Origin of the sequence: Blautia sp. 1033sp1_1033st1_G9_1033SCRN_220408, assembly GCF_040929965.1 — a bacterium.
GTDB classification, from domain to species: domain Bacteria; phylum Bacillota; class Clostridia; order Lachnospirales; family Lachnospiraceae; genus Blautia_A; species Blautia_A ammoniilytica.
Map to the genome: position 1 here is coordinate 147,961 of NZ_JBFKZO010000001.1, position 14,309 is coordinate 162,269.

General features: G+C 43.0%; 11 protein-coding genes. 10 read left to right on the top strand and 1 reads right to left on the bottom strand.

What is annotated here, in order from left to right; genetic code table 11:
• Positions 1 to 9: 9 nt before the first annotated feature.
• The 8 genes from AB5916_RS00730 to AB5916_RS00765 all read left to right on the top strand — a co-directional run bounded on the left by AB5916_RS00730 (position 10) and on the right by AB5916_RS00765 (position 10,789).
• Positions 10 to 1,272 carry an L-rhamnose isomerase gene (locus tag AB5916_RS00730; RefSeq protein ID WP_368188887.1) on the top strand — a complete coding sequence of 421 codons (1,263 nt, stop codon included), beginning with the start codon at positions 10 to 12 and terminating at the stop codon, positions 1,270 to 1,272.
• Positions 1,273 to 1,577: 305 nt separating this feature from the next.
• Positions 1,578 to 2,558 carry an AraC family transcriptional regulator gene (locus AB5916_RS00735; RefSeq protein ID WP_368188888.1) on the top strand — a complete coding sequence of 327 codons (981 nt, stop codon included), beginning with the start codon at positions 1,578 to 1,580 and terminating at the stop codon, positions 2,556 to 2,558.
• A 111-nt stretch (positions 2,559 to 2,669) separates the two neighbouring features.
• A complete protein-coding gene (locus tag AB5916_RS00740; protein ID WP_368188889.1) occupies positions 2,670 to 3,971 on the top strand; it encodes a BMP family ABC transporter substrate-binding protein in 1,302 nt (433 codons plus the stop codon).
• Between the two features lie 72 nt (positions 3,972 to 4,043).
• Positions 4,044 to 5,633, top strand: a complete 1,590-nt coding sequence (locus tag AB5916_RS00745; protein ID WP_368188890.1) for an ABC transporter ATP-binding protein — start codon at positions 4,044 to 4,046, stop codon at positions 5,631 to 5,633.
• On the top strand, positions 5,630 to 6,739 hold the full coding sequence (locus AB5916_RS00750; protein ID WP_368188891.1) for an ABC transporter permease: 1,110 nt from the start codon (positions 5,630 to 5,632) through the stop codon (positions 6,737 to 6,739). Before AB5916_RS00745 ends, AB5916_RS00750 begins: the two co-directional genes overlap by 4 nt.
• On the top strand, positions 6,736 to 7,728 hold the full coding sequence (locus AB5916_RS00755; protein ID WP_368188892.1) for an ABC transporter permease: 993 nt from the start codon (positions 6,736 to 6,738) through the stop codon (positions 7,726 to 7,728). Before AB5916_RS00750 ends, AB5916_RS00755 begins: the two co-directional genes overlap by 4 nt.
• A 153-nt stretch (positions 7,729 to 7,881) precedes the next feature.
• Positions 7,882 to 9,264 (top strand): hypothetical protein, encoded by a 1,383-nt coding sequence (locus tag AB5916_RS00760; RefSeq protein WP_368188893.1) that lies wholly within the window; start codon positions 7,882 to 7,884, stop codon positions 9,262 to 9,264.
• Between the two features lie 133 nt (positions 9,265 to 9,397).
• The gene (locus AB5916_RS00765; protein ID WP_368188894.1) at positions 9,398 to 10,789 is read left to right on the top strand and encodes a uracil-xanthine permease family protein; all 1,392 of its coding nucleotides are present in this window, start codon (positions 9,398 to 9,400) and stop codon (positions 10,787 to 10,789) included.
• A gap of 81 nt (positions 10,790 to 10,870) precedes the next feature.
• Here the strand turns inward: AB5916_RS00765 and AB5916_RS00770 are convergent, their stop codons facing one another.
• Positions 10,871 to 11,548, bottom strand: a complete 678-nt coding sequence (locus tag AB5916_RS00770) for a GTP pyrophosphokinase family protein (RefSeq protein WP_173729029.1) — start codon at positions 11,546 to 11,548, stop codon at positions 10,871 to 10,873.
• A gap of 169 nt (positions 11,549 to 11,717) precedes the next feature.
• Between AB5916_RS00770 and AB5916_RS00775 the strand changes: the two genes are divergently transcribed.
• Both AB5916_RS00775 and AB5916_RS00780 read left to right on the top strand, forming a co-directional pair.
• A complete protein-coding gene (locus AB5916_RS00775; RefSeq protein ID WP_368188895.1) occupies positions 11,718 to 12,944 on the top strand; it encodes a 6-phosphofructokinase in 1,227 nt (408 codons plus the stop codon).
• A gap of 15 nt (positions 12,945 to 12,959) precedes the next feature.
• The gene (locus tag AB5916_RS00780) at positions 12,960 to 14,288 is read left to right on the top strand and encodes an MATE family efflux transporter (RefSeq protein ID WP_368188896.1); all 1,329 of its coding nucleotides are present in this window, start codon (positions 12,960 to 12,962) and stop codon (positions 14,286 to 14,288) included.
• Positions 14,289 to 14,309 lie beyond the last annotated feature (21 nt).

Below are 14,309 nucleotides of genomic sequence, written 5' to 3' on the forward strand. Positions count from 1 at the left end.
GAATCAACAGTGTCCACAAAGGAAAGATACGAATCTGCAAAAGCCAGATATGCCAAGGTTGGAGTAGACACAGACAAAGCCATCCAGATTCTGAAAAATGTGGCTATTTCTCTTCATTGCTGGCAGGGGGATGATGTAAAAGGATTTGATCAGGACGGTCCATTAACAGGTGGTATCCAGACAACAGGAAATTATCCTGGAAAAGCAATGACACCGGAAGAACTGATGGCAGATATGGAAAAGGTTATGTTACTGGCTCCTGGTAAGAAAAAAATCAATATACATGCATCCTATGCGATTTTTGAAGAAGGCCAGTGGGTAGATAGAGATCAGCTGGAGCCAAAGCACTTCAAAAAATGGGTAGATTTTGCAAAAGCCAAAGGTGTGGGCATTGATTTCAATCCAACATTTTTCTCAAGTCCGAAAGTGAAAGATGGACTTACCTTAAGCAGTCCGGATGAAGAAACCAGAAAATTCTGGATCCGCCACGGCAAAGCATGTATCCGTATTTCTCAGTATTTTGCTGAAGAAACAGGCATCCCATGTGTTATGAACATATGGACAGGTGACGGATATAAGGATATTCCTGGAGACCGTCTTGGACCAAGAATGCGTTATAAAGAATCTATCGAGGAAATCCTTTCCGAGCCATACGATTTCAATCTGGTAAAACCCTGTGTAGAGTCTAAAGTATTTGGTATCGGTGTGGAATCCTATACAGCAGGAAGTGCAGAGTTTACACTGTCCTTTGCAGCAGAGCATAAGGATAAATGCCTGCCGCTGATGGATAACGGACACTATCATCCTACAGAAGTGGTATCTGATAAGATCTCGTCACTGCTTTGCTTCTTTCCTGAGATCGCATTGCATGTAACAAGACCTGTACGTTGGGATTCTGACCATGTTGTACTGTTTGATGATGAAACAAGAGAGATCGCAAAAGAGATCGTCCGTAATGATGCACTTGACCGTGTATATATTGCACTGGATTACTTTGATGCAAGCATCAATCGTATTTCAGCATGGACCACAGGACTTCGCAATATGTCCAAGTCTTTGCTGTTTGCTCTTCTTCAGCCTAATGCACAGCTAAAAGAACTTCAGGATACTAATAACCTGACAAAACTTATGACTGTACAGGAAGAAATGAAAACTTTCCCATTTGGAGATGTATGGGATTATTTCTGCGAAAGCTGTGGTGTGCCGGTTGGATTTGACTGGTTTACCGAAGTTGAGAAGTATGAAAAGGAAGTTCTTTCCAGTAGAAATTAATTAAGCTTCTGATTTTGTTTTACATATATTCACATAGAAAAAGCCTGTCCCAGTCAGGATGGTATCCAGCTTTTCCTTGGACAGCCTCTGGAGTTCAACTCTGATAACATCGAAGAAATGGCTAAACTGTACTAATCTATAGAAACGGTTGCTATCCATAAGAAAGAATGATAATATAAAACAGCAGGCTGCTGCATGGAATATCTTAAAAAGATATTTTGCAGCAGCCTGCTGTTTTATATGCGTGCCTGGGCGGTGCACATTTCAGAAGAAAAAGATTTCGTAAACAACTATAAGGAGAAAACATGCAAAAGGAATTGCTGGAACAGCTGCGAAAGATCACAGAAGAAGAGAAGAAGATTCTTGAAGGACAGGAAGTAGACAAGGATCTGTATACTTCAGGCAGGGATTTTATTGTAGACAGCAGAAAAATGCTTGAAGAAGGTAAATTGATCACTGTAAGGACCCATACAAGGTTTGTGCACTTCCCGCCTCATAAGCATAATTATGTGGAGGTGCTGTATGTATGCATGGGATCTGTGACCAATATTATTGACGGCAGGGAAGTAGTACTTAAAACAGGAGAGCTTCTTTTTCTGAATCAGTATACTAGTCATGAGATTCTTCCAGCAGGGGTGGATGACATCGTGATCAATTTTATGGTTTTGCCCCAGTTTTTTGATGTGGCATATTCTATGGCAGGAGCAGGAAATTTTCTTGCTGATTTTCTTGTAAATGTGCTGCGTCGTGATGAGGAAAGAGGAGAATATCTTCATTTTAAGGTGGCAGAAAATCTGCAGATCCAGAATCTTCTGGAAAATATGATATACTCCATTGTTACCGGGAAAGGGGAGGACAACCGGATCAACCAGACCACCATGGGACTGATTTTCCTGTATCTTTTGGATTCTGTCCAGTATGTGGAGATGCGGATCCCAAATCCTTATGAAAATATGATCTTCATGACTACCCTGAATTATATAGAGCAACAGTATAGGACAGCTACTCTTACTGAGCTGTGTGAAATGCTGAAGCTTCCCATTCATGTTTTGAGCAAAATGATCAAGAAGACTACAGGCTTTAATTTCAAGGATCTGCTTCAGAGAAAGCGGCTGAATAAGGCAGCAGAGCTTTTGTGTGATACAGACCTGTCTGTAAGCGATATTATTGCAGCAGTGGGATATGAAAATAGCAGCTATTTTCACAGGGTTTTCAAAAATAGATATTGTATGACACCGAAGGAATTCAGAACAAAAAATCAAAAAAATGGTTGGATAAGGCTGTAAAATTGGTGAAAATTCAAACTTATTTTTTGGTAGAAATAGTTGACATTCAGAAATAAAAAAAATAAAATAAAGTTGAAATTTACCAAACCACTTAAAAAGGAGGAAGATTTTATGAAAAAAAGCATGAAAAAAGTTGTCAGCCTTCTTCCTGCAGCAGTAATGGTCATTTCTATGATCGCCTTTACTTCTGTTGTTTATGCCGCTGACGACAGCGTAGAAGTGGATCCGGACTTTAAGATGGGTGTGATCCTCATCGGTGATGAGACAGAGGGTTATTCCGCAGCTCACATCGCAGGTATCAAGGCAGCAGCCAAAGAGCTTGGTCTTGATGACAGCCAGATTATCTGGAAGTACAAAGTACCGGAAGACCAGACCTGTTATGATTCCGCAGTTGACCTTGTAGGGCAGGGATGCAGCATGGTAGTTGCAAACAGCTATGGACATCAGACATTCATGGCACAGGCAGCACAGGAATATCCGGACGTTACATTTGTTTCCATGACAGGTGATTTCGCAGCCATCAGCGGATGCGAGAACTTAAAGAATGCATTCACAAACATTTATGAAGCACGTTATGTGTCTGGCGTTGTTGCCGGTCTGAAGCTGCAGCAGCTTCTGGACGACGGAACACTTACAGAAGAGACACAGCCGGACAGCTTTGATGCAGATGGCAATGTTAAGATCGGTTACGTAGGTGCATTCAGCTATGCAGAGGTTGTATCTGGTTATACAGCATTCTTCCTCGGAGTTCGCAGTGTAGTTCCTAATGTGGTAATGGAAGTAAAATACACTAACTCCTGGTTTGATATTGACAAAGAGGGTGCAGCAGCAGAGGCACTCATCGCAAATGGTTCTGTGATCATCGGACAGCATGCAGATTCCACAGGTGCTCCGGCGGCTACCCAGAAGCTTCTTGACAGTGGTAAGATCTGCTATTCTGTTGGTTATAACATCGACATGATCGCAACTGCTCCTACAGCGGCTCTTACATCTGCAACCAATAACTGGGAAGCATATTACAAATATGCAATTGCTACCGTTATGAGTGGCGGCGATCTTGAGCAGGATTGGTCCAAGGGATTTGCAGATAATGCTGTAGGCATTACAGATCTTGGTGAGTCCTGTGCAGAAGGCACGGCAGAGTACGTAGAGGATGTTGAGAATAAGATCAAAGATGGTTCTCTTCAGATATTTGATACATCTACGTTTACAGTTGACGGTGAAGAAGTTACAAGTGCACCTTGTGATCTTTCATTCATGGATTTCTCCACAGATCCGGCATCTGTTATTTACCAGGGAGATACAGTGGAAGCCATTGAGGATGGACATTTTGCAGAGTCTACCTTCAGAAGCGCACCATATTTCACACTTCGTATTGATGGAATCACAGAGGACGCAGAAGCAGTAGAGTAATTTAGCTGGTATACAAAGGGGTTGCTGCATAGACTGCAAGGTTCATGCGGCAGCCCTCTTTATTTGTCTGGGATGCAAAAGCCCCCGCATACAGACAGATATACAGAAGGGAGGCATAGGAGTTTGGAATATGCAATTCAGTTGACGAATGTTACTAAAACATTCGGTAAGGTGATTGCCAATAAAGGCGTAACACTGAACGTAAGGAAGCGTGAGATCCTGTCCCTGCTGGGCGAGAACGGAAGCGGGAAGACCACACTTATGAATATGATCGCAGGTATTTATTTCCCGGATTCAGGAGAGATCCGTGTGAACGGAACACCTGTGGAGATACGTTCTCCCAAGGATGCCTACGATCTTGGCATCGGAATGATCCATCAGCATTTTAAGCTGATCGATGTGTTCTCAGCAGTTGAGAATATTGCCCTTGGACTTGAGAAAAAAGAAAAATTTGATATGAAAGTTATCAGGGCCAAGGCAAAGGCCATCTGTGAAAAGTATCACTTTGATCTGGATCTGGACCAGAAAGTATATGAGATGAGTGTATCTCAGAAGCAGACCCTGGAGATCGTCAAGGTTCTGTACAGAGGTGCAGAGATCCTGATCCTGGATGAGCCTACTGCAGTACTTACCCCACAGGAAACAGAAAGATTGTTCGCTGTGATCCGCAATATGAAGAAGGATCACAAGTCTGTGATCATTATTACACATAAGCTGCATGAAGTGCTGGCTATCTCAGACCGGGTGGCGATCCTGAGAAAAGGGGAATATGTGGATACAGTTGAGACAAAAGACGCTACTGAAGGGTCTCTTACGGAGATGATGGTAGGAAAAAAGGTAGAGCTGAATATTGAACGTACCCAGCCGAAGGATACAGTAAAACGTCTTTCTGTTTCTAATCTTACTGTTTATAACCGGGAAGGCGTAAAGGTATTGGATGATGTAAGCTTTGATGCTTATGGCGGTGAGATCCTTGGCATTGCCGGTATTTCCGGGAATGGACAGAAAGAGCTGTTGGAGTCCATTGCAGGTCTTCAGGTCACTGCCGAGGGAAGCAGCATAAAGTTCTACGAAAAAGGAAAAGAAGATAAGCCGCTGCAGCTGATCGGCAAAACACCAAAGAAGATCCGTGATGCAGGAGTTCATCTTGCTTTTGTTCCGGAGGATCGTCTGGGAATGGGACTGGTTGGCTCTATGGGCATGACCGGAAACATGCTTTTGAAGACCTATGGTGCAGGCCGTTCATTCCTTACAGAGATGAAAGGACCTAAGAAGATGGCTGAGAAGGTCCGTGAAGAGCTGGAAGTAGTTACACCAAGCATCAATACTCCGGTATCCAGACTGTCCGGTGGTAATGTGCAGAAGGTTCTTGTCGGCCGTGAGATTGCAGAAGAGCCTACAGTCCTTATGACCGCTTATGCAGTGCGTGGACTTGACATAAATACTTCTTATACTATTTACAATCTGTTGGATGAAGAAAAACGCCATGGTGTGGCAGTGGTATACGTAGGTGAGGATCTGGACGTACTGATCGACCTGTGTGACAGGATCCTTGTTCTGTGTGATGGAAAAGTAAACGGAATGGTAGATGCACGTACAATCACAAAGGAAGAAGTAGGTCTTCTTATGACAAATCTGAGAAAGGCTGGTGCACAGGAATGAGCAGTGAAACTAAGAAAATAAAAGAGCCTTTTGTACGTATCATCAAGCGGGATGGCGCTTCTATAGGGAATAAAGTGCTGATCCGTGCGCTTGCCATTGTGCTCGCACTTGTAGTGGATGCAATTTTTATCTTTGCTGTTACAGGGCTGAATCCCATTTCCGTATACGGGGTTATGTTTAACGGAACTTTTATGACATCCATTCGTTTTTCATGGGCACTTCGTGATCTGGTAACCCTGCTTTGTATTGGTATTGCACTGGCACCAGCATTTAAAATGAAATTTTGGAATATTGGTGCAGAAGGACAGGTTCTTGCAGGCGGTCTTGCCACAGCACTGGTTATGGTAAAATGCGGACAGAGTCTTCCAACACCTGCATTGCTTCTGGTTATGTTTCTTGCAAGCATTATTGCAGGAGGTATCTGGGGACTGATCCCTGCAGTTTTTAAGGCATATTGGAATACAAATGAGACTTTGTTTACTTTGATGATGAACTATGTGGCAACCAGTATCGTTGCCTGTATGACCAACATTATGCGTGGAAAGGCATCCAGCCTTGGAAAACTGAATATGTCTACTCAGGCAGGCTGGTTTCCCCAGTTTTTCGGACAGCGTTACAACATTAATATCCTGGTTGTGTTTATCCTGATGATTGTAATGTATTTTTATCTGAAATATTCCAAGCAGGGATATGAGATCACTGTTGTTGGAGAGTCTGAAAATACAGCCAGATATGCTGGTATTAATGTTAAACGGGTAACGATCCGTACCATGCTGATATCCGGTGCAATCTGCGGACTTGCAGGTTTTTTGGTTGTGGCAGGAAGGGATCAGACGATTTCAACATCCTCTGCCGGAGGACAGGGATTTACTGCTATTATTGTTGCATGGTTGGCTAAGTTTAATACCTTTTACATGGCATTGATTTCTTTCCTTCTTGTTTTTCTTTCCAGAGGAGCTGCTGAGATCGCTTCTGCTTACAGCCTGAATGATTATGCTGCAAGTATTATCGAAGGTGTTATTTTGTTCTTTATCCTGGGAAGTGAGTTTTTCATTAATTACAAAATGGTATTTCGTGGTTCAAAACAGAAGGAGGTGCAGGAATGAGTACGTTAATTGCATGGATCATCCGGGCGATTCCTTTTGGAACGATCATTATGTTTGGATCTATGGGTGAGACAATCACAGAAAAATCAGGAAATCTTAACTTAGGTGTACCTGGGATCATGTATCTGGGAGGCTTTGCCGGATTTGCAAGTTCTTATTACTATGAGAAATTATCCTCAGATCCAAAGGGCTGGATCTGCGTGATCATTGCCCTGTTTGCAGCCATTGCTGCTTCTGCATTTGGAGGATTGATTTTCAGCTTCCTGACCATCACCCTGCGTGCCAACCAGAATGTGACAGGTCTTGCTCTTACTACCTTTGGTATGGGAGTTGCCAATTTCTTTGGCGTATTTATTTTAAATGGAGCCAGCTATACAGCTGCACCTCTTGCCTATTCTGCATTTTCAAAGAAGATCCCCTTCCTTTCTTCCAAGCTTGGGATCGTAAGCAAGGTAGTATTTCCTTATGGATTCCTTGCATATGCAGCTATCATTGTTGCCATTGTGCTTCATTATTTTCTGAATAAGACCAGGATAGGACTGAATCTGCGTGCAGTTGGCGAGAATCCGGGAACTGCAGATGCAGCAGGTATTAATGTAACAAAATACAAATATCTGGCTACCTGTGTCGGGGCAGGTTTGTCTGGTATCGGCGGTCTTTATTATGTGCTGGATTACAATCAGGGGATCTGGGCAACTACCGGGCAGATTGAGGCTCTTGGATGGCTGGCAGTAGCACTTGTTATCTTTACTACATGGAAGCCTTTAAATGGTATTTGGGGAGCTTATCTTTTCGGTATGCTGTACTGGCTGTATCAGTTCCTTCCCAATATGCTGGGAGTGAAGGTGGCCGGATATGTGACGGATCTTGTACAAATGGTGCCTTATGTAGTGACCATTATTGTGTTGGTGGTTGTAAGTTTTCGGAAGAAGAAGGAGAATCAGCCGCCGGAAAGTCTTGGACTTTCTTATTTCCGCGAAGAACGATAAACGTGAAATCTTTGTGACTTTTAAAGGGGGAATGTTTACATTCTCCTTTTTTTTATGCTATAGTAACCATACGGTAGTAGTACAGTAACAAAGAAATTGATGGATTTAGTGAATTACATGCTTTTATGTGTATTCAAGAAAGGAATTCTGTGAATGATTAAGCGTAAATATCTTGCGGCATGCCTTGTGGCAGCCCTTTTTGTGGCCGGCTGTGGCAGTAACAGTGCAGAAAAGAAAGAAACAACAGAAACAACAGAAGAGACAAAGACAGCAGAAGCAACAGATGCACCAGATCAGGAGTCTGCTTCTGAGGAGGATGCACAGGATGAAACTGCAGCAGATGATAGTGGTGAAGCAGATGATAGTACAGATGAGGACGAACAGGATCTGACAGATACGGAGGAAGATGAGGATACCGGACTGGAGGAGGAAGATCTTTCTAAGGTAGTTCCGGCAGATTATCTGGTCCAGGATGCGGACAAGTATGTGACTCTTGGGGAAACCAAGGATCTGGAGGCTGTTCAGTACACATATGAGATCACCGATGATATGGTACAGGATGAGATTGATTCTGAACTTTCCGAGGCATCTGAGGAGATCTCCACAGACAAGCCTTCTGTAGAGGGAGATACCGTATACTTTACAATGACTTATAAAGTAGAAGGGGATGATTCTCAGGATGGTGAGGAAGAGGATTCTTCAGTGATCCTTGGTCAGGAGGATTATGGCGCTGAATTCGATGAGAAGCTTACAGGCGTATCCGCGGGGGATAAGCTGGACTTTTCCATTTCCTATGATGAAGATATGTGGATGGAGGAATGGGCCGGACAGACGGTATATTTTTCCATTGAGATTTCTGATGTGGTACAGGTAGAAGTACCTGAGTACAACCTGGATTATGTAAAAGAAAATACAGAATATACAACTCTTGAAGAGTATGAGCAGTCCATTAGGGAATATCTGGAGGAGGAATATACCAGCAGAAGCTATTATGATGTAACAGAGTCCCTGTTGGAGACAGCGATGGCAAATGCTACATTCGACGGATATCCACAGGAGCTGTATGATCAGTGCAAAGAAGAGATCCTTTCCAGCTATTCCATGTTTGTAGGAGAGGATAATACTATTGATGATGTGCTGGAGATGTTTGGCATTACTGATGAGGATGTACAGTCAGAAACAGAGAAGCTTGTAAACAGATATCTGTTTATCAGTGCATACTGTAAAGCCAATGACATTACTGCAGACGGAGAGGAATACAAGGATTATGTAACAAAGAATGCAGACTATTACGGAGAGGATGCGGCTTCTTTTGAGGTCGGTTATACCAGAGAATATCTGGTAGAGAATCTGTATGATGAAAAGGTAAAAGAATTGTTATATGATTCTGCAAGGATCACTGAGAAACCATCTACAGAAGCCCCCGCTGAAGAGGCTGAAGCTACAGATGAGGAGATCGGTGAGGGAGATGACCTGATGCTGGACGAGATCCAGGATGAAGAAGAATTAGCTCAGGATGAATCTGTATCAGAATAGAAGAATTGGCTTAGTTACTTGGCTTAGGACGTAGCAGCATCAGAAAAGGAAGAAGAATTGCTTTTTTGTACATGAGATGGTATGATTGAATCAAGAATGCTGAAAGTATTCAAAAACACATTGGGAGGTTGTGATGAAGAGGGGCAGTATTTTTGAAACAGATGGGATTCCACGTCTTACGGAAGCGTTTCCGCTTGCTATGCAGCATGTAGTAGCTATGATCGTAGGCTGCGTTACGCCGGCAATTATTATTTCCGGAGCAATTCCTGGGGGTCTTTCCAGAGAAGAACAGGTAATTCTGATTCAGTCTGCATTGGTGATGGCAGCGTTGTCTACGCTGCTGCAGCTTTTTCCAATTGGAGGAAAAGCCAGGTTTGCTATTGGATCAGGATTGCCCATCATCATGGGAGTAAGCTTTGCTTATGTTCCCAGTATGCAGGCAATCGCAGAGTCTTATGGGATTGCAGCTATTATGGGAGCAGAACTGGCAGGCGGTTTTGTGGCTGTGGTAATGGGATTGTTGGTAAAGAAGATCAGGGTCTTTTTTCCACCATTGATCACTGGAACGGTTGTATTTACCATTGGTCTGTCATTATATCCTACTGCCATTAACTACATGGCTGGCGGGGTCAGTAGTCCGGACTATGGCTCCTGGCAGAACTGGGCGATTGCATTCTTTACATTGATCGTAGTAACCGTGCTGAATCATTTCGGGAAAGGGATCTGGAAGCTGGCATCTATTCTGATCGGCATCATTGCAGGATACCTGGTGGCGATTCCTTTTGGAATGGTTGATTTTTCAAGTATAGGAGAAGCAGGAGTCTGCCAGCTTCCGTCTCTGCTTCATTTTGGCATTGAGTTTGAGCCATCTTCTTGTATTGCCATCGGTATCTTGTTTGCTATCAATTCCATCCAGGCCATTGGTGATTATTCAGCAACGACCATCGGTGCTATGGACAGAACTCCGAAGGATGAGGAATTGCAGAAAGGAATTATCGGCTACGGTATTTCTAATATTGTGGGAGCCTTGGCTGGAGGTTTGCCCACTGCCACATACAGTCAGAATGTGGGAATTGTTACTACTACAAAGGTAATTAACCGGTGGGTACTGGGACTGGCGGCTGTGATCCTTGGTATTGCAGGGATTGTTCCCAAGTTTTCGGCCATTCTTACTACGATTCCCCAGTGTGTTCTTGGAGGTGCTACAGTTTCTGTATTTGCATCCATTGCTATGACAGGTATGAAGCTGGTAGCTTCAGCAGAAATGGATTACCGGAATTCATCCATCGTTGGTCTTGCAGCAGCACTGGGAATGGGAGTGTCTCAGGCAACTGCAGCACTGGCTGGCTTTCCGGCGTGGGTTACCACCATTTTTGGGAAATCCCCGGTGGTGCTGGCAACGATTATAGCGGTGATCATGAACATTATCCTTCCAAAGACACGGGAAGAAGAGAAGGAAGAGGTACAACAAAAGATTGAAATCAAACATAAGCTGGATGAAGATCACAAAGAATTCGGTGAATAAAAGTAAAAACTAAATACGAATTAAGAAAGAGTGTGCTGATACAGAAATGTGCAGCACACTCTTTTTGATAAAATGAAAGCCTTATAAATCGTGAAATTGTCCGATCATGTCTTTGATATGCTGCATTTCATTATCCATCTCGATCATGGCATGAGCAGATTCTAAAAGCTCTGCACTGATCTGATCATAGCCTTCCATCTCTTCGATGCCCTTTTTGTAACGCAGCTGATGCTCCAGAGTAGCCCAAAAATCCATGCCATTGGTACGAATCTGGATTTCCGCCCGCATAGGTGTTTTTCCACGGGAAAAGAAAACAGGGACCTCAACGATCATATGATAACTGCGATAGCCATTGGGTTTGGGATTCTTTATATAATCCTTGATCTTCAGTATCTTGATATCATCCTGGCTGGCCAGCAGATCTGCAACCGTATAAATATCGTCAATGAATGCACAGACCACCCGGATACCAGCTACATCATTCAATTGTTCCTGAATATTCTCTGCAGAAAATTCATAGCCAAGCTTTTGAAGCTTCCGGTAAATACTTTCAGGTTTTTTTACTCTTGTCTTAATAAAAGAAATAGGATTCCTTTTATTTTCAATGGAAAATTCATCATTCAGTACTTCCAGTTTGGTCTGGAGTTCCCGGATGGTGCAGCGGTACATCATCATAAGATCACTGAACTTAGCAGCATTTTTGATAAATCTTTCTGGATCCGGTGTATCCAGAAAAGGGAGATTAAGTTTGTTGTCCATATGTAAAACCTTCTTTTTATGTTATTGTGTAATGCGTATCATTATTTCAATTATAAGGGATAAAAAGGATATAGTAAAGCAATGAATGGCTATATCACATTTACTTTTTAGAGATTTTCATATATAATGAGAGGACTGATTTACAGATCTTAAGAAGGAGGGCTATGATATGGACAGAAAAAATCTGATCGTAGGACAGTCAGGAGGACCGACAGCTGTAATCAACAGCAGTCTTTATGGCATTGTTAAAGGGGGAAGAGATCAGGCTGAAGTTGACCGTATTTATGGAATGGTAAATGGAATTGAGGGATTTCTGAAGGGGCAGGTAATGGATTTTGACGTGGCGCTTCCGGGGGAAGATTTGGAAACATTGAAATATACACCAGGGGCATATCTTGGCTCCTGCAGACATAAGCTTCCTGAAAATCTGGATGATCTGGCATATAAGCAGATCTTTGCCAGCTTTCATGATATGAATATTGGCTACTTTGTATATATAGGCGGCAATGATTCCATGGATACAGTAAGTAAGCTGTCACGGTATGGAGAAAGAATCGGCAGTGATGTGCGGATCCTGGGGATTCCAAAGACCATTGATAATGACCTGGTGAAGACAGACCATACACCAGGATATGGAAGTGCTGCCAGATATGTGGCATCCACAGTGCGGGAGATTGTTATTGATGCTAATGTTTATGAGAAAAAATCTGTTACAATTGTTGAAATCATGGGCCGTCATGCAGGCTGGCTGACTGCTGCTTCCGTGCTTGCCAGGAAATATTCAGGAGATAATCCGCTTCTAGTATATTTGCCGGAAAAGGCTTTTGACACAGAAAAATTCCTGATGGATGTGGAGCATGCTTTTGATAAGAACTGTAATGTGGTGGTATGTGTATCCGAAGGGATCAGGGATGAAAAAGGAACCTTTATCTGCGAATATGAGAATGATGTATGCACTGATAATTTTGGACACAAAATGCTTACAGGCTGCGGAAAGTATCTTGAAAATCTGGTACGCAGCCGTCTTCAGGTAAAGGTAAGGTCTGTAGAACTGAATGTAAATCAGAGATGCTCTACAGCTATGCTCTCTGCTGCAGACCAGAAAGAGGCTATGGAGGCCGGAGCATTTGGCGTAAAGGCTGCTGTACAGGGTGAAACAGGAAAGATGGTGTCCTTTATACGAAACAGCGAAAAAGATGAATATGTACTGAATTATGGTTTGGAAGATGTAAATGAGATCTGCAATAAAGAAAAGCCGGTTCCTGTTTCATGGATTTCAGAATCAGGCAATGATATGACAGATGACTTTATACAGTATGCAATGCCTTTGATCCAGGGAGTGGTTTCCCTCCCATTGGATGATAATGGCCTTCCTCTTTTCGCATATAGAAAATAAGAAAGGCTTTTGTTTATGAAGATCAGATTATCCGATCATTTTAGTTATGGAAGACTGTTAAGATTTACACTTCCTTCTATAGTGACAATGGTAATAGCATCGTTATACAGTGTGGTAGACGGACTGTTTGTGTCTAATCTTGTTGGAGATATGGCACTTTCTGCAGTAAATATTGCTTTTCCCATTGCCATGATCATAGGAGCCATAGGCTTTATGCTGGGTACCGGCGGCAGCGCTTTGGTAGCCAGAACCTTAGGGGAAGGCAATAAAGAACTGGCAGACAGGTATTTTTCCATGATCATCTATACGATCATGATTGTGGGAGGTCTGCTTTCCATTATCACAGTATTGCTTGTTGAGCCTATTATGTGGGCTGCCGGTGCCAGTGAACTTCTGATTGATGACTGTATCAGCTATGGAGCAGTTCTACTTGCAGGAAGTGTTCCCTTTATGCTTCAGACCAGTTTCCAGAATTTTTTTGTGGTCAGCGAACGGCCAATGCTAGGACTGGTGCTTTCCATACTGTCCGGGATCACCAATATGGTTCTGGATTATGTATTTATTGCAGTTTTGGGCCTGGGGATCACTGGTGCAGGCCTTGCTACAGTGATGGGCTATGTGGTAGGCGGTATTTTGCCTCTTTTCTTTTTCCTTAAGAAAAGGGAACGTGCCCTTCACCTTACGAAGACTCGCTTCTATCCAAGACAGCTGCTTCTGGCCTGTTCCAATGGTTCTTCTGAGCTTTTAAGTAATATTTCAGCATCTGTGATCGGTATTTTATATAATATCCAGCTGATGCGGATCATCGGCGAGAGTGGTGTGGCTGCTTATTCGGTTATGATGTACGTGGATTTTGTATTTGTAGCAGCATTTCTGGGTTTTTCGGCTGGCAGCGCACCGATTGTCAGCTATCAGTATGGGGCAGAAAATCATCAGGAACTTCACAATATTTTCAGGAAAAGCCTGACTGTGATCGGCATTACTTCTGTGGCAATGGTGGCTGTTTCAGAAGGCGTCAGTCATCCGCTGTCTGTTGCTTTTGTAGGATACAATCAGCAGCTGCTTGACATGACGGTTGGAGGCTTTCGTATTTTTGCATTGGGCTACCTGTTTTGCGGGATCAATATTTATGCTTCTTCTTTTTTTACTGCACTATGTAATGGAATGGTTTCTGCATTGCTTTCTTTCACAAGATCTTTCCTTCTACGTGGTGGTCTGGTGATCCTGATGCCTTTGCTATTTGGATTGAATGGTATCTGGGGCGCAGTTGTAGTTGCAGAAGGGATGGGAGCTGTGATGGCTGTGGCTTTTCTTTTGAAATACAGGAAACGGTATAGATATTGATGACAGACATTATAGGTTATG

Bases quoted from the DNA above. Each gene is read 5' to 3' on its own strand.
- AB5916_RS00760 (WP_368188893.1), top strand. From the start codon at position 7,882: ATGATTAAGCGTAAATATCTTGCGGCATGCCTTGTGGCAGCCCTTTTT.
- AB5916_RS00740 (WP_368188889.1), top strand. From the start codon at position 2,670: ATGAAAAAAAGCATGAAAAAAGTTGTCAGCCTTCTTCCTGCAGCAGTA.
- AB5916_RS00775 (WP_368188895.1), top strand. From the start codon at position 11,718: ATGGACAGAAAAAATCTGATCGTAGGACAGTCAGGAGGACCGACAGCT.
- AB5916_RS00780 (WP_368188896.1), top strand. From the start codon at position 12,960: ATGAAGATCAGATTATCCGATCATTTTAGTTATGGAAGACTGTTAAGA.
- AB5916_RS00735 (WP_368188888.1), top strand. From the start codon at position 1,578: ATGCAAAAGGAATTGCTGGAACAGCTGCGAAAGATCACAGAAGAAGAG.
- AB5916_RS00755 (WP_368188892.1), top strand. From the start codon at position 6,736: ATGAGTACGTTAATTGCATGGATCATCCGGGCGATTCCTTTTGGAACG.
- AB5916_RS00750 (WP_368188891.1), top strand. From the start codon at position 5,630: ATGAGCAGTGAAACTAAGAAAATAAAAGAGCCTTTTGTACGTATCATC.
- AB5916_RS00770 (WP_173729029.1), bottom strand. From the start codon at position 11,548: ATGGACAACAAACTTAATCTCCCTTTTCTGGATACACCGGATCCAGAA.
- AB5916_RS00745 (WP_368188890.1), top strand. From the start codon at position 4,044: ATGCAAAAGCCCCCGCATACAGACAGATATACAGAAGGGAGGCATAGG.
- AB5916_RS00765 (WP_368188894.1), top strand. From the start codon at position 9,398: ATGAAGAGGGGCAGTATTTTTGAAACAGATGGGATTCCACGTCTTACG.